17 protein-coding genes and 1 pseudogene are annotated in these 19,055 nt (G+C 68.5%); 13 read left to right on the top strand and 5 right to left on the bottom strand.

Going from position 1 to position 19,055, the window contains the following annotated elements; genetic code table 11:
* Positions 1 to 79: 79 nt before the first annotated feature.
* Entirely contained in the window at positions 80 to 1,402 is a 1,323-nt protein-coding gene (locus tag test1122_RS04310; protein ID WP_232267822.1) for a phosphoribosyltransferase, read from the top strand.
* An 80-nt stretch (positions 1,403 to 1,482) separates the two neighbouring features.
* Here the strand turns inward: test1122_RS04310 and glnII are convergent, their stop codons facing one another.
* Positions 1,483 to 2,502, bottom strand: coding sequence for a glutamine synthetase (glnII, locus tag test1122_RS04305; protein ID WP_232267821.1), 1,020 nt, complete (start codon positions 2,500 to 2,502; stop codon positions 1,483 to 1,485).
* A gap of 193 nt (positions 2,503 to 2,695) precedes the next feature.
* On the opposite strand from glnII, the gene test1122_RS04300 reads away from it, so the two are divergent.
* Positions 2,696 to 3,112: a 5-carboxymethyl-2-hydroxymuconate Delta-isomerase gene (locus tag test1122_RS04300; RefSeq protein ID WP_232267820.1), complete on the top strand. Its 417-nt coding sequence runs from the start codon at positions 2,696 to 2,698 to the stop codon at positions 3,110 to 3,112.
* A complete protein-coding gene (locus tag test1122_RS04295) occupies positions 3,109 to 3,984 on the top strand; it encodes a Gfo/Idh/MocA family protein (protein ID WP_232267819.1) in 876 nt (291 codons plus the stop codon). Before test1122_RS04300 ends, test1122_RS04295 begins: the two co-directional genes overlap by 4 nt.
* 9 nt (positions 3,985 to 3,993) lie before the next feature.
* On the opposite strand, the gene test1122_RS04290 is transcribed toward test1122_RS04295, so the two are convergent.
* Positions 3,994 to 5,466 carry an NsdA family TPR-like regulatory protein gene (locus test1122_RS04290; RefSeq protein WP_232267818.1) on the bottom strand — a complete coding sequence of 491 codons (1,473 nt, stop codon included), beginning with the start codon at positions 5,464 to 5,466 and terminating at the stop codon, positions 3,994 to 3,996.
* 220 nt (positions 5,467 to 5,686) lie between these two features.
* On the opposite strand from test1122_RS04290, the gene lipB reads away from it, so the two are divergent.
* The 4 genes and pseudogenes from lipB (at position 5,687) to test1122_RS04270 (ending at position 8,754) form a co-directional block, all read left to right on the top strand.
* Complete coding sequence (gene lipB / locus test1122_RS04285; protein ID WP_232267817.1) at positions 5,687 to 6,592, top strand: lipoyl(octanoyl) transferase LipB; 906 nt, start codon at positions 5,687 to 5,689, stop codon at positions 6,590 to 6,592.
* Positions 6,593 to 6,704: 112 nt separating this feature from the next.
* Positions 6,705 to 7,637 carry a lipoyl synthase gene (gene lipA / locus test1122_RS04280; protein WP_232271757.1) on the top strand — a complete coding sequence of 311 codons (933 nt, stop codon included), beginning with the start codon at positions 6,705 to 6,707 and terminating at the stop codon, positions 7,635 to 7,637.
* A 110-nt stretch (positions 7,638 to 7,747) separates the two neighbouring features.
* Positions 7,748 to 7,933 (top strand): annotated as a pseudogene (locus tag test1122_RS04275) (SCO2195 family GlnR-regulated protein); the annotation flags it as partial.
* Between the two features lie 128 nt (positions 7,934 to 8,061).
* The gene (locus tag test1122_RS04270; protein WP_232267816.1) at positions 8,062 to 8,754 is read left to right on the top strand and encodes a DUF4191 domain-containing protein; all 693 of its coding nucleotides are present in this window, start codon (positions 8,062 to 8,064) and stop codon (positions 8,752 to 8,754) included.
* An 85-nt stretch (positions 8,755 to 8,839) separates the two neighbouring features.
* Here test1122_RS04270 and test1122_RS04265 read toward each other — a convergent pair whose 3' ends face one another.
* Complete coding sequence (locus test1122_RS04265) at positions 8,840 to 9,307, bottom strand: RDD family protein (RefSeq protein ID WP_232267815.1); 468 nt, start codon at positions 9,305 to 9,307, stop codon at positions 8,840 to 8,842.
* A gap of 213 nt (positions 9,308 to 9,520) precedes the next feature.
* On the opposite strand from test1122_RS04265, the gene glnA reads away from it, so the two are divergent.
* Entirely contained in the window at positions 9,521 to 10,936 is a 1,416-nt protein-coding gene (gene glnA / locus test1122_RS04260; protein ID WP_232267814.1) for a type I glutamate--ammonia ligase, read from the top strand.
* 331 nt (positions 10,937 to 11,267) lie between these two features.
* On the opposite strand, the gene test1122_RS04255 is transcribed toward glnA, so the two are convergent.
* Positions 11,268 to 13,529, bottom strand: coding sequence for an aldehyde dehydrogenase family protein (locus test1122_RS04255; protein ID WP_232267813.1), 2,262 nt, complete (start codon positions 13,527 to 13,529; stop codon positions 11,268 to 11,270).
* A gap of 988 nt (positions 13,530 to 14,517) precedes the next feature.
* Here test1122_RS04255 and test1122_RS04250 point away from each other — a divergent pair.
* From test1122_RS04250 to test1122_RS04235, 4 genes are all read left to right on the top strand, one after another.
* Positions 14,518 to 15,165 carry a class I SAM-dependent methyltransferase gene (locus tag test1122_RS04250; protein WP_232267812.1) on the top strand — a complete coding sequence of 216 codons (648 nt, stop codon included), beginning with the start codon at positions 14,518 to 14,520 and terminating at the stop codon, positions 15,163 to 15,165.
* On the top strand, positions 15,162 to 15,794 hold the full coding sequence (locus tag test1122_RS04245; RefSeq protein WP_232267811.1) for an ABC transporter ATP-binding protein: 633 nt from the start codon (positions 15,162 to 15,164) through the stop codon (positions 15,792 to 15,794). Before test1122_RS04250 ends, test1122_RS04245 begins: the two co-directional genes overlap by 4 nt.
* Positions 15,795 to 15,886: 92 nt before the next feature.
* The gene (locus tag test1122_RS04240; RefSeq protein ID WP_232267810.1) at positions 15,887 to 17,335 is read left to right on the top strand and encodes a hypothetical protein; all 1,449 of its coding nucleotides are present in this window, start codon (positions 15,887 to 15,889) and stop codon (positions 17,333 to 17,335) included.
* 318 nt (positions 17,336 to 17,653) lie between these two features.
* Positions 17,654 to 17,920: a hypothetical protein gene (locus tag test1122_RS04235; RefSeq protein WP_232267809.1), complete on the top strand. Its 267-nt coding sequence runs from the start codon at positions 17,654 to 17,656 to the stop codon at positions 17,918 to 17,920.
* 50 nt (positions 17,921 to 17,970) lie between these two features.
* On the opposite strand, the gene test1122_RS04230 is transcribed toward test1122_RS04235, so the two are convergent.
* Positions 17,971 to 18,828: an NsdA family TPR-like regulatory protein gene (locus test1122_RS04230; protein ID WP_232271756.1), complete on the bottom strand. Its 858-nt coding sequence runs from the start codon at positions 18,826 to 18,828 to the stop codon at positions 17,971 to 17,973.
* Between test1122_RS04230 and test1122_RS04225 the strand changes: the two genes are divergently transcribed.
* Entirely contained in the window at positions 18,823 to 19,038 is a 216-nt protein-coding gene (locus test1122_RS04225) for a hypothetical protein (RefSeq protein ID WP_232272083.1), read from the top strand. The genes test1122_RS04230 and test1122_RS04225 overlap by 6 nt on opposite strands.
* The last annotated feature ends 17 nt before the right edge of the window (positions 19,039 to 19,055 follow it).

The following is a 19,055-nucleotide window of genomic DNA, read 5'->3' as shown; positions in this document are numbered from 1 at the left end:
TAAGGAGGCCCAGGGGAGGGACCAGAAGACTAAGGGACGTCAGCGAAACGCCAGCGAATCGCCCGACGTGGGGTGAATCATGAGGTTCACAGACCGCGAGGAAGCAGGGAAGCTCCTCGCCGAACGACTGCGACATCTACGCGACGACCACCCGGTCGTCCTGGGCCTGCCACGTGGCGGCGTGCCCGTGGCCTTTGAAGTGGCCCGCGAGCTCAGCGCCCCGATGGACGTGATCGTCGTCCGCAAGCTCGGTGTGCCGTACCACCCGGAGCTGGGCTTTGGCGCCATTGGCGAAGGCGGCGTCCGGGTGATCAGGGACGACATCGTCCAGCGCAGCGGCGTGAGCCGTACGGATATGGCGGTGGTGGAGCGGGCCGAGGAGGAGAAACTCCAGCGTCAGGCACGCCAGTTCCGTGGCGACGAGCCACGGATCGCGCTCCACGGCCGCACAGTGATCATCGTGGACGATGGGATCGCTACCGGCGGCACCGCGAAGGCCGCCTGCCAGGTCGCCCGGGCGCAAGGGGCGGCCCGAGTGATCCTCGCCGTTCCGGTCGCCCCCGCGGATACCGTCGATACGCTTCGCCGCGAGGCCGATGAGCTGGTGTGCCTCTCCGCCCCGGAGGTCTTTTACGCGGTCGGCGAGTGGTATCGGGACTTTTCCCAGACCACCGACGACGAAGTGGTGTCCCTGCTGCAAGCCACCCGGGAGGCCGTGAAGGCGCAGGGCGCTCACGCCGCCCAGGCGGCCGAAGAGGCCGAGGTACGGATCGACGCCGGTGGCGTAGAGCTGATCGGGGATCTCAAGGTGCCCGAAGGCGCCCCCGCCATCGTTGTCTTCGCACACGGCAGCGGCAGCAGCCGCCGCAGCCCGCGCAACCGGTCCGTAGCCCAGGCCCTGAACGGGGCCGGTCTGGGCACCCTGCTCTTCGACCTGCTCACGCGGGAGGAGGAGCTGGACCGGGCGAACGTCTTCGATATCGAGGTGCTGGCCGGACGGCTTATGGAGGTCACCCGCTGGCTGCGGCGCCGTGAGTCCGCCCCGATCAGCTACTTCGGTGCCAGCACCGGTGCCGCCGCCGCGCTGCGGGCCGCCGCGGGTGCAGACATGGAGATCGCCGCCGTCGTCTCACGGGGCGGCCGACCCGACCTCGCGGGGCCGGCGCTCGCGGCGGTACGGGCTCCCACGCTGCTCATCGTGGGCGGAAACGATGAGATGGTGCTCGACCTCAACCGGCGGGCGCAGGCCGAGCTGCGCTGTGAGAGCCAGCTCGCCGTCGTACCGGAGGCCACGCACCTCTTCGAGGAACCGGGCGCCCTGGAAGAGGTGGCCGAGCTCGCCCGCGACTGGTTCCTGGACCACACCGCCCCCGCCCGCCGCGGCACACCGAGCGCCGCATAACGACAGCGGTGGGTCCCTCCGGCCGGAGGAACCCACCGCACAGCGGCCCGGAAGACCAGGCGAACGTCAGACGCCGGGCGTCAGACCAGGTCGAGCGCGTCCAGCTCGGTGCAGACGGTGTCGACCATCAGCCGGGTGACCACATACGGGTCGACATTGGCGTTGGGGCGACGGTCCTCGATGTAGCCCTTCTTGTCGACCTCGACCTGCCAGGGGATACGGACCGAGGCGCCGCGGTTGGAGACGCCGTAGCTGTACTCATTCCACGGAGCGGTCTCATGGGCGCCGGTCAGCCGGGCCTCGACCCCCACGCCGTAGTTCTTGACGTGCTCCAGGGGCTTGTCGCCCTTACCCAGCGCCTCACAGGCGGCGATGATCGCGTCGTAGCCCTCCCGCATCGCCTTGGTGGAGAAGTTGGTGTGCGCGCCCGCGCCGTTCCAGTCGCCCTTGGCGGGCTTGGGGTCCAGCGTCGCGGAGACCCCGAAGTCCTCGGCGGTGCGGTAGAGCAGCCAGCGGGCGATCCACAGCTGGTCGGCGACCTCCAGCGGGGAGAGCGGGCCGACCTGGAACTCCCACTGGCCGGGCATGACCTCGGCGTTGATACCGGAGATGCCGAGCCCGGCGGCGAGACAGTTGTCCAGGTGCTTCTCGACGATCTCCCGGCCGTGGATCTCGTCGGCGCCCACACCGCAGTAGTAGCCGCCCTGCGGGGCCGGGTAGCCGTTCTCCGGGAAACCGAGCGGGCGGGAGCCCTTGAAGAAGGTGTACTCCTGCTCGATGCCGAAGATCGGCTCCTGCCCGGCGTACTTCTCCGCGAGCGGGCGCAGCAGGGCACGGGTGTTGGACTCATGCGGAGTGTCGTCGATGTGGAACACCTCGCACAGCACGAGGATGTCGTCCCCGCCCCGGATCGGGTCCGGGTAAGAGGCGACCGGCTTGAGCACCCGGTCGGAGGCATGACCCTCGGCCTGGTTGGTGCTGGACCCGTCGAAGCCCCAGACCGGCGGCTCGGCGCCATCGGCCAGAATCTTCGTCTTCGAGCGGAGCTTGGCGGTCGGCTCGGTGCCGTCGATCCAGATGTACTCGGCCTTGTAGCTCACGGGCTTTCATCCTTCAGCAGGTCTCAGCAACGGTGTCGCGCTTGTCCGTACCATCACGACCTGCGATTTCCCGGCAGTTGCCCGACTGTTAAGCCGTTGTGAACTACTCCTCGGACTGGTCCGCCGCCGACGGGGAGGCCCGGCATAGGCTGGGGCCGTCTCATCTGCGTATCCGTGCGTACCAGGAGGTCCCGTGCCGCACATCACCGTCGATTACGCCGCGCCGCTCGCCTATACCTTTGACCGCCATGCGTTCGGCCGGGAGCTGCACTCGGTGATCGAGAAGACCATCGACGCCTCGGCGGCCGCCTGCAGGACGCGGTTCCGGCGGATCGAGGAGTGCGTGATCGCGGACGGCGCCGAGGACATCGACATGGTCCATATCGAGGTGGCGATCCATGCCGGACGCAGCCCCGAGGCCAAGGCGGGGCTGGCCGAGGCCGTCATGGAGCTGGCCAGGGCCCAGCTACCGGCGGCGGGCCGCCAGCTGCACACCTCCGTGCACATCACCGATCTGGACCCGCGGGCCTACGTCGCGCACAAGACGGGCAAGGTCGAGCACAAGGCGAGTAAAGGGGATAAGGGGGACAAGGGGGAAACGTCCGCGTGAGGTTCGGACTGCTGGGCACCGGGCACTGGGCGGAGCACGTCCACGCGGTCGCGCTCGACGCACACCCCCGGGCGGAGCTCATGGGCGTCTGGGGCCGCCGCCCGGAAGCCGCCGCGGCGGTGGCGGAGCGCTTCGGCGCCCGGCCGTACGAGGACGTCGACGCGCTGCTGGCCGACTGTGACGCGGTCGCGATCGCCGTGCCGCCGGATGTCCAGGCACCCCTGGCGGTGCGCGCCGCCGAGGCGGGCCGCCCGCTGCTGCTGGACAAGCCGCTGGCCACCACGGTCGCGGGCGCCCAGCAGGTGGTGGCGGCGGCCGACCGGAGCGGCGTCCGCTCGGTCGTCTTCTTCACCCTCCGGTTCGCCGCGACATCAGCGCGGTGGATCGCCGAGCAGACCATGACCGGCGGCTGGTTCACCGGCCGCGCGGACTGGTACTCACCGGTATTCGGCGGCGCCGACAGCCCGTATACGGCCTCGCCCTGGCGGCGGGAGAAGGGGGCCCTGTGGGATGTCGGCCCGCACGCCCTCTCCGTACTGCTGCCGGTGCTCGGCGATGTCGTCAGCCTGGCGGACATCACCGCCGCCCGCGGCCCGGGCGATACGGTCCACCTGGCCCTGCGGCACACCAGCGGCGCCTCCAGCACCCTCACCGTCAGCCACTCCGCACCGACAGCCGCCTGCGGCGTAACCGCCGAACTGCGCGGCAACTCGGGCATCGTCACCCTTCCCGAGCGCGACGCCCCACCGGCCGAGGCCCACGGCCGGGCCATTGACGCCCTGCTCAGCGATACACCTCACCCCTGCGACGCCGGTTTCGCCCTGCGCGTCACGGAGATCCTGGCCGCAGCGGAGTCCCAGCTCCCTCGGTGACCGGTGCGCCTAGCCCAGCGCCGCCACGCGGTCCCGATAGCCGCGTACCGGGGCCGCGTCGCGGTAGGGCTCAAGGCGCCGCTCAAAGTCGCGTACATACTCATGGGCCCGTACCGAGCGCATCTCCGCCGCCGCGTGGGCCGCCTCCGCGCCCAGTGAGCAGGCCTGCTCGATCTCACCGAGACCCAGCCGCGCCGTCGCCAGCACCACCCGGCAGAACAGCCTGCTGCGCGCGTACCCCGAGCCGCGCAGCTGCAAGGACCGCTCAGCGTGCTGCGCCGCCGCCGCCCGGTACTGCTGGAGATCCCGGTGACAGTGGCCGAACTCATCCGCCAGCTGTGCCTCGTCGAAGAACCGTGCCCAGTACGGCACCTCCTCACCCGGCCGGGCCGCCTCCAGGGCCCGCTCCGCCCGGGCCAGCGAGGCGGTGCACGCCCGCACCTCGCCCAGCACCCCATGGCCCCGGGCCTCCGCGGAGTGCAGCAGCGCCTGCACCACCGGCGCCGCCGAGGCGCCCACACCCTGCTGGGCGACCCGGGCCAGCTGCACCGCCTCCCGGCCATGCCCCAGATAGACCGCCTGACGGCTCATCGTCACCAGGACATAGCTGCCGTACGCCCGGTCCCCGGCCGCCTGCGCCAGCCGCAGCGCCTGTACGAAATACCGCTGGGCCAGCCCGTGAGCCGCGATGTCGTAGGCCGTCCACCCGGCCAGCCGGGTCAGATCGGCGGCCGCCGCGAACAGCCTGCGCCCGATCTGCTCGCCATAGCTCCCGCGCAGCATCGGCTCGGCCTCATGCTCCAGATAGCGCACCAGCGCCTGCCGGGCATGGCCGCCGCCGTAGGTGTGGTCGAGCGCCCGGAAGAGCTCCGCGACCGAACGCAGCGCGGCGACATCCCCATGGGTCACCCGCTGTCCGGGCCCCCGCTCGACCTGCTCCAGCCGGTCCGCCCGCAGCCGGGTGACCGTCGGTCCCCGCCCCTGCGCGGGCACCCGGGGCTCGGACACCTCACCCCGGGCGACCCGCTCGTCCGGGCGGCCGATCAGCCAGTCCCGGCTGGGCACCACCAGGCCCGCCGGGGTGAACGCGATCTTCCGCAGCTCCGTATGGCTGCCGGAGTCCTTGCGCCACAGCCCGCTGACGATGTCCGTGGCCTCGGCCGGGGTCGCCGCGAACTCCAGCCCGGCATATACCGGCGCACACGCGTCCAGACCGAGGTCCTGCGCGGTCAGGCGCCGCCCGAGCCGTCGGGTGAAGACCTCGGCGATCAACGCGGGCGTCGTCCCGCGCGGCTGCTGGCCACGCAGCCAGCGGGTCACCGAGGTCTTGTCATACCGGAGATCGAGCCCGTGTTCCAGGCCGAGCTGATCGACTCTCCGGGCGAGCCCGGCGTTGGAGAAACCTGCCTCCGCGATCAGCGCGGCGAGCTGGCGGTTGGGAGTGCGCTGCTGGGACGAACTCCCAGGTCGTTCCGTCGACATCGGCTTTGCGGTCTCCTGCCTGACGGCTTGTGACAGACGCCGGGGGCGCCCTGTTGGAACGGCGTGAATGTAACGGCCCCGTGGCCGGTCCTCGCGGCCTGCGGCTGGTATTCATCCGTACGTGTGAGTGCGCAGGTCGCGATATCCGCCTGCGTGCGCCGGGGCGTCCGGCCGTACAGTGGCGGGGAGGGTCTGGAGCCGACCGAGAGAGGGAGCCGCCGTGAGCGAGCTGCGCTATATCCACCTGGGCTTTGGTGCGGAGGCGGTGGAGTACCGAGAGGCGTGGCAGAAGCAGCGTGAGGTCCATGCGGCCCGGTTCGCGGACGAGATCCCGGACACCTGTCTGCTGCTGGAGCACCAGCCGGTGTACACGGCCGGGCGGCGCACGGCGGACAGCGAGCGCCCCCTGGACGGCACCCCGGTGGTCGATGTGGACCGGGGCGGGAAGATCACCTGGCATGGCCCCGGCCAGCTGGTGGGCTACCCGATCCTGAAGCTGCCCCGCCCGGTGGATGTGGTCGCCCATGTCCGCCGCCTGGAGGAAGCGCTCATCCTCACCTGCGCGGAGTTCGGCCTGGAGACCACCAGGATCGAGGGCCGCAGCGGGGTGTGGGTGCTGGGCGATCCCCTCGAGCGGCGCAGCCGAGACGCAGCGCAGGTTGAGGGTCCCGACCGAGGGACGAGGGAGGGGCACTCGGCCGGAGCGGAGTCGAGGCGGAGCGCGACCAAGAGCGCAGCCGCAGGCGAGGAACGGCCCGCACTGGGTGGTCTCGCACTGGACTTCGATCCTGGGGCCGCGGACGAGGAGTACGACGCCCGGATGATGGGCCCTGAGTACGCCCCGTCCAACGCGGGCCAGCGCCGGGAGGACCGCAAGCTCGCCGCCATCGGTATCCGGGTCGCCAAGGGCGTCACGATGCACGGCTTCGCGCTGAACTGCGATCCGGACAACACCTGGTTCGACCGGATCGTGCCGTGCGGTATCCGGGACGCCGGTGTGACCTCGCTCTCAGGCGAGCTGGGCAGGAATGTGCCGGTCGCCGAGGTACTTCCGGTAGTGGAGAAGCACCTGCGCGGCGTGCTTGAAACGGCGGAGCTCCGGCCCCGCGCGGTAGAAGCCGTATGAGCCCTGCAACCGGGGTCTGACCCCACAAAGCACAGGCGTACCCTAGGGAACGCCGAGGAATCAAAAGTTTTAGGAGCCGGACGTGTCCGCTGTCGCACCCGACGGGCAGTCAATGCCAAGGCCTGACGGCCGGCGATTGCTCCGCTTGGAAGTCCGTAACAGCCAGACCCCCATTGAGCGCAAGCCGGAGTGGATCAAGACTCGGGCGAAGATGGGCCCGGAGTACAACGCACTCCAGAGCCTGGTGAAGCGCGAGGGTCTGCACACGGTCTGCCAGGAGGCCGGCTGTCCCAACATCTTCGAATGCTGGGAGGACCGCGAGGCCACCTTCCTCATCGGCGGTGAGCAGTGCACCCGGCGCTGTGACTTCTGCCAGATCGACACCGGCAAGCCCGCCGAGCTGGACCGTGATGAGCCGCGCCGGGTCGCCGAGTCCGTGCAGCAGATGGAGCTGCGCTACGCGACCATCACCGGCGTCGCCCGCGACGACCTGGATGACGGCGGCGCCTGGCTGTACGCCGAGACGGTCCGCCAGATCCACGGGCTGATGCCCGACACCGGCGTCGAGCTGCTGATCCCCGACTTCAACGCCGTGCCGGAACAGCTCGCCGAGGTCTTCTCCTCCCGGCCTGAGGTGCTCGCGCACAATGTCGAGACGGTCCCGCGGATCTTCAAGCGCATCCGCCCCGCCTTCCGCTACGAGCGCTCCCTCGAGGTCATCACCCGCGCCCGCGAGGACGGCCTCGTCACCAAGTCCAACCTGATCCTGGGCATGGGCGAGACCCGCGAGGAGGTCAGCGAGGCGCTGCAGGACCTGCACAACGCGGGCTGCGAGCTGATCACCATCACCCAGTATCTGCGGCCCACACCACGGCACCACCCCGTGGAGCGCTGGGTGAAGCCGCAGGAGTTCGTGGAGCTCCAGGAGGAGGCCGAAGAGATCGGCTACGCCGGTGTGATGTCCGGCCCGCTGGTCCGCTCCTCGTACCGCGCCGGACGCCTCTACCAGCAGGCCATCGAGGCCCGCAAGGACCGCGCAGCCTAGCGTGGGGCCCAGAACCTTTCAGCTCTTTTGACCGGCTGGTCATGTAGTGGTAACACCAATCGGTGACGATGACTTCACACAGAGCTCGCATCACCGGAGGGACCACCACCATGCAGGCTGCCGCGCCCGTACGCCCGTCCTTCGCTGACGCCCTGCGCACACTGGAGGGCCTGCTGTTGCGCGGCGGCCAGAGCACGGCGCGGCGGAACGCCTGGACGGCGGTGCTGGAGGACCGGCGCAGAGCGAAGGCCCGGGGCGAGGCGGCGCACGTTCTGGAGGCCGCGGCGGAGGCCCGTCATTTGGCCACGTGCTGCGATACCCCGGGGGATAACCCCCGGACCCCCAGCAGGGTTCGGGTCACGTGTTCCTGACCCGTCCCCGCCCCGTGGCGGAGGCCCGTCATTTGGCCACGTAAACTTGCCGTATGGCGAGGAAGGAAAAATCCGAGAACCCAGGGCGGCTCAAGCAGATCGCCCTGACGTACAAGATGACCCGGCGGGCCGATCGGTGGATCGGATTCATCCTGCTCGGCGTGGGGCTTGTCACCTTCGGCGTTGTCCTCGGGATCGGTTTCCTGGTCGGACACCCGGTCTATCTGGGCATCCTGGGCTTCCTGCTGGCCTTCCTCGCGATGGCGATCGTCTTCGGCCGCCGTGCCGAACGGGCGGCCTTCGGGCAGATGGAAGGCCAGCCGGGCGCCGCCGCGGCGGTGCTGGACAACATCGGCAAAGGCTGGTCGGTCACCCCGGCGGTCGCGATGAACCGCAACCAGGACGTCGTGCACCGGGCCGTGGGCAAGCCCGGTGTCGTGCTGGTGGCCGAGGGCAACCCGAACCGGCTGCGCGGTCTGCTGGCCTCCGAGAAGCGGAAGATGGCCCGTGTGCTGGGCGATGTGCCGGTGCATGATGTGATCGTGGGCAACGGTGAGGGCCAGGTGCCCCTGAAGAAGCTGCGCACCACCATCGTCAAGAAGCCCCGGGCACTGCCCGGCTCCCAGGTCACCGAGGTCAATGACCGGCTGCGCGCGATGGGCGATTTGATGAGCAATATGCCGCTCCCAAAGGGCCCGCTGCCCAAGGGCATGCGCCTGCCGAAGGGACAGGGCGGCGGCCGCTGAGCGCGAGTCGTATACGTAAACGGCTGGGCCCGGAACCCCTCAGGGTTCCGGGCCCAGCCGTTTTTACTGCCCCGTCTCAGATGTCTCAGATACGGACCTGCACCGCCCCCGACAGCCGGTCGTGCAGCCCCCGGCCGTCCCGGTCCCAGATCAGCGCGGGGATGGCCAGCACCAGCAGCGCGGTGCGCACGAGAACCCGGGGAAGGGTGAGCCGGTCACCCGTCACCGAGATCACCCGCAGCCCGAGAACGCGCTTGCCGGGCGTAGAGCCGATCGTGCCCACGGTCAGAAAGGCCATGACCCCGAAGACGAGCAGCGCCCAGTTACCCGCGCCCCGCATGCCATCACCGGACAGCAGCCCATAAGCGATCAGGACACACAGCAGCCAGTCGATGAAGATCGCACCGAACCGCCGCCCCAGCGGAGCCACCGAGCCCGGCCCGTCCTCCGGGAGCCCCAGCCGCTCCCCCCGGTAGCCGAAGTCCGCACCCATCTCCTCGGCCGCCGCGCGGGGGCCGGAGAGCCACGATCCCATTGCCTGCCTGTTGTCCACCCGTCAACGGTAGCGCGCCCCGAAACGTATGCGGACGCGCCTCCAGTAGCCTGGAAGCACGGGGACGGCAAGAGGCCCGGTTAACATCGGCGAAACAAATGGGTCATGCTCGAGAAATCCCGCATGCCTAGGGTCGAGCCAGCAGGCCACCGCACTGGACTGCGACCAGAGCTGCAAACCCCGTCCCCTCGCGGCGGGACTAGGAGGACTTGGATGTTCCAGAACGCCGACGAGGCAAAGAAGTTCATTTCGGACAACGACGTCAAATTCATCGATGTCCGCTTCTGTGACCTGCCGGGCATCATGCAGCACTTCACGGTCCCGGCCGATACGTTCGACCCGACCGAGAACCTGATGTTCGACGGCTCTTCGATCCGCGGCTTCCAGGCGATCCACGAGTCCGACATGGCGCTCGTCCCGGACCTGTCCACGGCACGTCTGGACTCGTTCCGCAAGGAGAAGCACCTCAACATCAACTTCTTCATCCACGACCCGATCACCGGCGAGCAGTACAGCCGTGACCCGCGGAACGTGGCGAAGAAGGCCGAGGCCTACCTCGCCTCCTCCGGCATCGCGGACACCGCCTACTTCGGTCCCGAGGCCGAGTTCTACGTCTTCGACGATGTGCGCTTCGAGACCAAGTCGAACGCCGGCTACTACTACATCGACTCCGAGGCGGGCGCCTGGAACACCGGCGCCATCGAGGACGGCGGCAACCGCGGCTACAAGGTCCGCTACAAGGGCGGCTACTTCCCGGCCCCGCCGGTCGACCACTTCGCCGACCTGCGCGCCGAGATCACCCTTGAGCTGGGCAAGGCCGGTCTCCAGGTTGAGCGCCAGCACCACGAGGTGGGCACCGCGGGCCAGGCCGAGATCAACTACAAGTTCAACACGCTGCTCGCCGCCGCCGACGACCTGATGCTCTTCAAGTACATCGTGAAGAACGTCGCCTGGCGCAACGGCAAGACCGCCACCTTCATGCCGAAGCCGATCTTCGGCGACAACGGCTCGGGCATGCACGTCCACCAGTCTCTGTGGAACGGCGGCGACCCCCTCTTCTACGACGAGCAGGGTTACGCGGGTCTCTCCGACACCGCCCGCTACTACATCGGCGGCATCCTCAAGCACGCCCCGTCGCTGCTGGCCTTCACCAACCCGACGGTGAACTCCTACCACCGCCTGGTCCCCGGCTTCGAGGCCCCGGTCAACCTGGTCTACTCCCAGCGCAACCGCTCCGCCGCGATGCGTATCCCGATCACCGGCTCCAACCCGAAGGCCAAGCGCGTCGAGTTCCGCGCCCCGGACCCGTCCTCCAACCCGTACCTCGCCTTCTCCGCCCTCCTCCTGGCAGGCCTCGACGGCGTCAAGAACAAGATCGAGCCGGCCGAGCCGATCGACAAGGACCTCTACGAGCTCGCCCCCGAGGAGCACGCGGGCGTCGCCCAGGTCCCGACCTCCCTCCCGGCCGTCCTGGACGCCCTGGAAGAGGACAACGAGTACCTGCAGGCCGGCGGTGTCTTCACCTCCGACCTGATCGAGACCTGGATCGACTACAAGCGCACCAACGAGATCGCCCCGATGCAGCTCCGCCCGCACCCGCACGAGTTCGAGCTGTACTTCGACATCTAAAAACCGGGTTCCCTGACCTGGTGCCTCGCGGCGCATAAGGGCTGTGACCTGCGGAAACACTGCTCAGTGTCTTCCGCGGGTCATAGCCTTTTTCCGCCTTCGTGTGCACTGGATGTGCACCGAGGGACGGCTGTGCTGACGAGACAACGATGGAGGCTCGACCTCCGGGTCCCTGTTGCTCGTCCCTGCGGAGGGGAGCAACAGGCGTCTGCCGAGTGGTGGGCGTGGCCCCGGGCGTCTCGGCGCTCGCGACCGGTTGGCAGTCGAGGGCGAACTGCCACTGACCCGATGCGGTCAGAACCTCAAGCGCCGTGAGCGCTCCCGGGTCTGGTCAGTTCAGCGGCCCGTACAGCGCATTGCCGGGGGCGCCGGGGTCGGTGCTCGTGTAGTACTGGTGCATGGCGTCGAGGAGTTCGTCGACGCTCAGCTTGCCGCTGCCGTCGGCGTCCAGGGCCCGGAAGGCCGCCGCTCGGTCTTCCGGCGCGGTGCGGAAGACCCGCTGCCAGGCCTGGAACTCCTTCTCGTCGACCTCTCCGTCACCGTCGGTGTCCAGGAGTCCGCAGACCGCCTCCAGCATGGGCCTGAAGGCCTGCGCGAAGCCCTCAGCGGAGGTGATGAACGCCCCCTTCATGCCGGTGCGGTATTCCTCGGGTGTGAGCCGCCCGTCGCCGTCCGCGTCGGCGGCGGCCGCGATGGCGTTCCAGAAGCGGACCATGCCGTCCATCAGTTGGGTGCCCTTGGGCGATGTGGCGGACTCGCCGAATTCGGCGAGCAGCCGTGCGCCCAGGGTGAACAGGTCCTCGCGGTCCAGGGATCCGTTGGCGTCGGCGTCGATGTGCCCGAAGCACACATCGATCTTCTCGTTGAGCAGGGCGTCTTGGGTCTGGGTTGTCATGTGTGGGTCTCCTCGTCGTTCGCGGTTGTGTGTGCCGTGCTTTTCGCTTCCCGGGCGCCGGAGTGCGCCCGGAAGTCCGGTGGGGGCGGATACCGCCGCCAGGTGGTCGAAGACCGGGGTACTGGGCGGATCAGTGGTCACGCTGATGCCCTGCAGCCGTGTGGTGCGCAGATAGGGGAGGTTGGCCTCGCCGAGGGTGCCGCCGCTGAGCCCGGTGCCGCCGACCGTGGGCAGCACCGGCAGACAGCCGACATGGCTGTCGTTGACCTTCAGTACGCCGCCGTTGCCGATGTCGCAGAACCGCTCGACGACGTACGGATCGCTCGCCCACAGGGAGTTGCGCAGCCCATAGGGATTGGATTCGACGAACTCCACGATGTCGTCGTGGAGTTGATCCGGCCCGGCGTGATCGGCCCGGTCGGGCACAATGACGCACATCAGCGGGAAGAAGGTCTCCTCCCGCACCGCGCGCATCCGCCGGGCCGCGGCGAGCCCGTGCGCGCGCAGCAGGACGGGGCGCACGAAGGGGCCGCGCGCGGTGGGCTTGTCCTCCACGTCGACGAGTTCGCCCCCGCACAGGTGCTCGGCCCCCTGCTCCACCGCTTCCCGCAGGACGTCCAGGCAGTCGCCGCGTTTGACGACGGCGCTGAGGACGACGTCCGGGTCCTCCGGCGGCCCCACGCGCAGCTCGGCCACCCGGCGGTGCAGCAGGGCGGTGAACGCGTCGGCCACATCGGGGTGGACGACGACGAACTTGGGCGCGATGCACAACTGCCCCGATCCGTAATAGCGTTCGGCGGCCGCGGTCGCCGCCCGCTCCAGGTCGGCGTCGCGCCACACCACCATGGCGTCGTTGCCGGACAGCTCCAGGACCGGCTTCTTGCCGTGCTCCAGGCACTCGGCCTCCAGGCGCGCGCCGTGCCGGGCGGGCCCGTAGTAGAAAATGTCGTCGCAGTCCGGGGAGCCGAGCCACTGCCGTACGGCCGGCCGGGACGGGGAGCACAGGACGCTGAGCGTGCCCGGCGGGGCACCGTGCCGCTCCAGCAGCGGGGCGACCAGCTCGTGGTATAGGAAGGCGACCGCGAGAGGGGCGGCGGGAGGTGCGTTCACGACCAGGGCGTTGCCTGCGGCGAGCACGAGGAGGCCGAGCGCGGACGAGAGAAACCCGGCGTTACGGGCCGCGTTGAGCCCCACCACCCCGTCGGGCCTGCGGACCAGGCGGATCCGGCGCCCGGACTGCTCGGTGCGCCACTCCAGGAGCTGCCGGGCGTGGGCGAGGGACTCCCGATGGATCATGGAGAGCGCAACGGTCAGCTCCCAGCGCGCGACCCGCACCGGATGCCCCTCGGCCACCAAGACGGCCACCATGTCCTCGGCCCGCTCACACAGCGCGTCGTACATCGCCGCGACGAAGCCCAGACGCCTGTCCAGGGGAACCCGCCGCCACTCCTTGCCGGCCCGCCGGGCAAGCCGCAGGGTCTCGGCCCCCTGTGCGTACGTGGACAGGGCCACTCTGCCAGCGAGCCGCGCGTCGTCGAGATCGGCCGCGTCGGCGCTCCCGCAGTCGAGGCGGGCCTTGAGCGCCATCGTGTCGTACGGGGTACTGAGCAATGCCCCCGCCCGGGGCCAGTGCACCCAGCCCTGCCCGGACTGCCGCTCTCCCCCGACGAGGACCGCATAGGAATCAAGCACGGCCACAACTTGCTCCGCCGCACTCCCCTTCATGAGCCGCGCCCCCAACTCTCCCTCGAACGAATGGACTTGGCAAATGGCCGAGTTGTGGGTTGCCGAATGGACGGAAGTGACCTTGCGTTCCGACTGCCCTGACGGTCGAGGGACGTGCGGCAACACGAGTCGGCGACGACACGTCGGGCGGCAGACAGCGGGGTCTTGTATCCGGTGGGTATCAAGGACCCTTCGTTGTCCATCGACCCCGTACGGCGGGCTGCCGCACGGGGAGCCCGCAGAGCGCCGCAGTCCCCTGTATCCGGCAGCCGCCCGGACCGGCTTTGCCCCGTCTGACCTGCTGGGCCTGGCAGGAGGCCGTTGACAAACCAGGGGATCACGTTCTGTTCGACGAGCCGCTGGTACTCTGCGTCGGTGTCGCCCTGGACGCCCGTCAAACAGATTGATCTGCTTCATGGCGAAGGGCTCGAACCCCTGGTCCTGCGTATTGGAGGGCCGGAGCGATCGTGACGGGGCGTGGTGGGCGGTGAGGCTGGATACGGTTCTTGCTGGTCAAAGGCCCTGGTCCGGGCATCCAGTGAAATCTGACCCAACAGGCACGGTCTCGTCCGCCCAAGCACGGCCGCCGCACATGGCCTGTTCCGGCAGGCTCGTTTCCCACTTACGAGTGATTGCCCGGCGCCGAACACCGATGTGGGGTGGCGCCAGGTGGGTGATGGCCCGCCGTAGCCTGGCCAGGCCCGACGAGATCGCCTACTACCTCGTTCACGCGCCCCGACTCCGTTCGAATGTCGGATTTGTGCCTCGGGTGACTGGCGTACGCGCCAGCGGTCGTTCGACGGCTGAGGTGGGATTCAACCTGCCGGGTGCCATCACCGTGGCCAATGAGATGGTGAGGAAAGGTCGTCCCCGTGAGTGACCCGAGTGTGTATGACGCGGCGGCAATTGACGCCTACGACCTGGTGTCATCGATGCTTTCCGCAGGGGCTGGGCTTGTGGCATGGTGTCCTCGCACCGGCCACTGGCCGGACAGGCCGTTCTGGACCTGGGAGCCGGAACGGGTGTGTCGTCGTTCGCGCTCGCCGACGCCGGCGCGCGGGTGGTGGCGGTCGACGCATCACGGCCGTCGTTGGACTTGCTCAAGAGCAGGCGACGTGATCACAAAATTGAAGTGGTTGAAGCCGACTTTCGCGATGCTCAGCTCGATTCCAAGTTCAACGTCATCACCCTTTCGAGGAATACGTTTTTCCTTGCCCAGAGTCACGATGAGAAAATTGATCTTTTCCGTGTCATTGAACGGCACTTGAAGCCGGAGGGTGCGGCCTTCCTCGATTGCAGCGACCTCGCCGAGTACCTTGGTGCGGGCGGGGATGCGACTTCGGTGACATATCCATTTGGGCCGAGAGCAGATGGTGTCGATAACTCAGACTGTAGATCGCGCCTCCCAGGCGATCATGAGTATCTTCTTGGTCCAGAGTGCATCAAAACTCACTGCATTTCACGAGACAGCCACCTGGGCGACGCTACCGGAGATACGACTGATGGTGCGATGGCCGGATTGGAGGTGGCGAGCGTCAACGGGACGTACGCGGGCGAGGACTACAGCGCACGCTCACGAGAGATGCTTGTGGTTCTGGAGCGAAAGTGACCGGAGTTCCTGTACTCGAGGCAGACGGCGCGACGGTCACGCTGGGCGATACCACGCTGCTTGCGCCTACGACGTTCACGGTGATGCCAGGCGAGTTCTGGTGTGTCACCGGCAGCAACGGCTCGGGGAAGACCACTCTCCTGCGTTCCTTCCTGGGCAGTCGGAGTCTGACGGCCGGTTCGTGTTCGGTGATGGGCGAACCCGCCAACATGGCAAAGCCTCTGCACCGACGTCTCGTGGCTTCGCTTGTCGAACCGATTCCCGTCGCCCGTGACATGACGCTGCGCGAGCAGGTGACACTGGTCGCTGCCTCCTGGTACGGCAATGCCCCGAGAACCGCCGAACGCGCTGAACGTGTCATCGAGCGGTTGGGACTTTCTTCACTGGGTGAACGGTTTCCCCATCAGGTCTCGTCCGGACAGTTGCAACTCTTCAGCCTTGCGCTGACTTTGGTTCGTCCTGCTGACGTCGTACTGCTCGACGAGCCGGAGCGGCACCTCGACAGTCACCGCGTCGATCTGGTGGCCACACTGCTCACCGAGCGGGCGAAGAAGGGCACGGCGTTCCTGGTCGCCACCCACGAGGCCGCTCTGGTGGAAGCGTGCGACGGTCGCGTGGAGTTGGGATGACAACGCACAGCACCGCGGTACCCGACTCCGATGCCAGGGCTCGCGTCCACGCCGTATGGCACCGGTACGCTCGCCGCGGCGACCGTGCCACGGTGCGTGGCCGCGCGTACACCGCCTATCTCATCGCTCTGTTCGCCCTCATCTATCTGGTGCCGGTCGTCTACACCGCGAGCACTTCGCCGGCGCTCATCTCCGTGGGGTCTCTCGCCGGGGCGACGCCCGTGGCCTGCACGCTCGCCGTTGCAGCGTGCTGGGGTGCCCAACTCGCGGGCCGGTTCTGGGGACCGCTGGTGATCCGGCCCTTCCTGCTGCACGTGTTCATGTCCACGGACATTTCCCCGACGTGCTACCTCGGCACGATCGCCCGGCGCCGGCTGACGTACGCGGGCACGGCCACGCTGCTGTCGGCGTGCACGGCGGCGTACCTCACGACCGACCTGTTCGATCACTTCGACACTGCGCTGCAGGGTCTTGCGGTCGCGGTGGGGCTCAGTGCCGTCGCCGCGGTGGCCTGGTTGTGGGGCCAGGTCCGATCGGTGCCCGACAATCTCGTGCTCGCTTCCGCCGTGGGCGCTGTGGCACTCGTCGTGACAGTGATGAGCCGAATGGCTCCGGAGGGCGGGGGCGGCCTGTGGCTCGTTGCCGGCGTGCTGGCGACTACGGCTACGGCCCTCGGACGGGCAGCCTTCCGGTCGATCCGGACGGTCGACCTCGCCAGACTCGCACGCGAGTCGGCACGCGCATCCCAGGCCCAAGCGTATGCGTGGACGGGTACGCTCCACCACGCGCTCGACCTATACCGACCGGAGCCGCGCGGGCTCACCTCGGCTCTGATCCGCCCGGACGGACGCCTTCGCGGGTATCTCGCTCAGGGTGCGATTCGAGCGCTTCGAACGCCCGGTCGCGCGATTGCAGCCGTGATGCTCCTGCTGATCGGCGGTGCCGTGCTGACGCTCGGGGTGGCCGGGCCGGAAGACAGCCTGGCGTTGTTCTTGTGGGTGGCTGGGTCGGTCTGTGTGTACCTGGGATCCGGGTGGGTGAGCGAGACGTGGCGCGGCCTGCGCGACGAGTTGACCCTGGCTCCGCTGTTCGGTGAGTGGTGGGGTGGGGCGCTCGCCCGCACGCTGGCATGGCCTGTCGTCGCCGTAGCGGTCGGAGCCTGCCTGGGTGGTGGCCTTGCGATCATGACCCAGTGGCCGCTTCACAGCGGACCCCTGGTGAACACGGTCCTACTCGTCGCAGGGTCGGTGGTGCTGGTGCTTGGTGCCAGGTTCCTGCGTGAGATGAAGCTGCATCTGCCGCTCGAACTGCTTCTCCCGATCATCACGCCACTCGGCGACCTCTCCGGGCTACGAATCGTGGCGTGGCAGTTCGACGGAGTCGTCGCCGTGGTGATCGGCATTGCCGTGATAAACGCCGTCCCGTCTGCGCTCGGTGCGACTGCGCTTGCGATCGGCATGGCTGCCTGCTGCGTCTGGACGGGTCTGCGCCGGACAGGATGGGCGCACCGGGGACTGCTCTCCCGCCTGCGTCGGGTGTAGCACCGAGAACGCGGCCATCCGGCGGACACGGCATGAGCCGATCCAGGTTGCACGGCGCAGGCAAATGGGTCGTGTGAGTCCCTGCTCCCGGCGACTGGCGAGGGGGCGGTCCTGCCGGGCGGTGGCACCCCAGCGCGGGCGACGAGGGCTGGCTGTACCTGGCGACCCGCGAGATCGTCGGCTAATCGATGGCCGACCATCACCGCGCGTCCTTGGTTGTCGACGCGCTGATGATGGCTGCCGGCCGTGGCCGACTCCAGTCCGGCTGCATCGTGCATTCGGACCGCGGCAGCGAATACACCTCCGACGAACTGCGTCGTGAAATACGTCGGCTGGGCCTTCGCCAGAGCATGGCAGAACCGGCTCCTGCTACGACAACGCCGCCGCCGAGAGCTTCTTCGCGCTACTCAAAGAGGAGACCGGCACCCGCGCTGGCCCAGCCCGGCCACCGCCCGCACCGAGATCTTCACCTTCATCGAGACCTTCTACAACCGAAAGCGCCTGTGGAAGCATCCGGCCTGGGGCTACCTCACCCCGCTGGAGATCCGACAGCGACACGAGCAAGGACAGGCCCTCGCGGCGTAAGCATCGAGTGTCCAACATCACGGGGAAACTTCATGTTGGCGAGGTTGTCGTCATGCGGACAGCAGGTGCCCATGGTCGTCCAGGAGGGTGCCGACTTCGGGCACTTCCTCGAACGGTTGCAGGTGCCGCAGTACGACGCGTGAGCGTTCGGCGGTCCGTTCGCTGGCCACGACGCCGGAGAGGACACGTTGCGCTTCTTCCGCTGCCTGCTCTGGCTCGTTGGCATCAGCGAGGGCAACTGCCAGCCAGGACCGGTACAGCGTGACTTCCCGTGCATGCGTGGAGTCGTATCCGCCCAGGACATCGGCCAGCATCGGTACGGCTCTCAGTGGTCGCCGTAGCTCGGTGAAGACCCGGGCGTCCATCACCCGCAGTTCATCGTCACAGACCCAGTACGCCCATTGCGGGGCTTCTTCGACGGATTCGGACGCGAGCGTGTCGTGAGCCTCTTCAAGCGCCCGCAAAGCGGGTTGCGCTTCCTTTGCCCGTGTGTGCGCCCATGCGACGCGGTCGAGGAACATCGCCCGTGCTTTCGGGTGTGCATCCGGCCCTGCTTCGTCCAGAGCCGCCCGCGCAAGGGAAACGCCTTCACGTTCTCGGCCGGTGTTGGACCACTGGTAGGCGAGAGATCCCGCGAGGTTGCCGACCAACGTACGGTCCCTGGCTTCACGGGCGGCGGAGATACCGAGACGGTAGGCCCGTTCCGCCCGTTCGTGCTCTCCGGCATCGCTCGCGATCCATCCCGCGATCTGTGACAGCTCCCCAATCTGGACGAGGAGCTGACGCCCTACCTCTTCGGTGTGACTGCTCTCCCGGTAGAGCCGTACCGCAGCACTCAGCTCCCGCAGCGCGGGGGCCAGCAAGTCGCCCCCGGCCAGTACGTCGTCGGCCAGTCTCAGGCCATGCACCCTCCCCGCGAGGCTCGCTACGGCGTCGGCTCCGATGCGACGACCGCCGACTGGCTCAAGGGACAGAAGCAAATCATCGGGTGGCAGGAGCTGCCGCAGGGTTTCGACGGGGCTCAGGGCATCCGTGGGGGAGGCTTCGCCACGTGCGTACGCCGCTGCCCGTTCGAGGTCGACGAATGGCACATCCAGAGTGCGGGCAATGAGCGGTAGCCAGTCATCGGGGATCC

Source organism: Streptomyces gobiensis (genome assembly GCF_021216675.1).
GTDB classification, from domain to species: domain Bacteria; phylum Actinomycetota; class Actinomycetes; order Streptomycetales; family Streptomycetaceae; genus Streptomyces; species Streptomyces gobiensis.
Note: the sequence above shows the minus strand (reverse complement) of the source record. Positions and strands in the feature narration are given on the sequence as shown.

What these genes read in the sequence shown, in the direction of transcription:
- lipA (WP_232271757.1), top strand. Translation starts at nt 6,705, where the DNA reads ATGCCAAGGCCTGACGGCCGGCGATTGCTCCGCTTGGAAGTCCGTAAC.
- test1122_RS04290 (WP_232267818.1), bottom strand. Translation starts at nt 5,466, where the DNA reads ATGTCGACGGAACGACCTGGGAGTTCGTCCCAGCAGCGCACTCCCAAC.
- test1122_RS04250 (WP_232267812.1), top strand. Translation starts at nt 14,518, where the DNA reads ATGGTGTCCTCGCACCGGCCACTGGCCGGACAGGCCGTTCTGGACCTG.
- test1122_RS04310 (WP_232267822.1), top strand. Translation starts at nt 80, where the DNA reads ATGAGGTTCACAGACCGCGAGGAAGCAGGGAAGCTCCTCGCCGAACGA.
- glnA (WP_232267814.1), top strand. Translation starts at nt 9,521, where the DNA reads ATGTTCCAGAACGCCGACGAGGCAAAGAAGTTCATTTCGGACAACGAC.
- test1122_RS04225 (WP_232272083.1), top strand. Translation starts at nt 18,823, where the DNA reads ATGCACCCTCCCCGCGAGGCTCGCTACGGCGTCGGCTCCGATGCGACG.
- test1122_RS04270 (WP_232267816.1), top strand. Translation starts at nt 8,062, where the DNA reads ATGGCGAGGAAGGAAAAATCCGAGAACCCAGGGCGGCTCAAGCAGATC.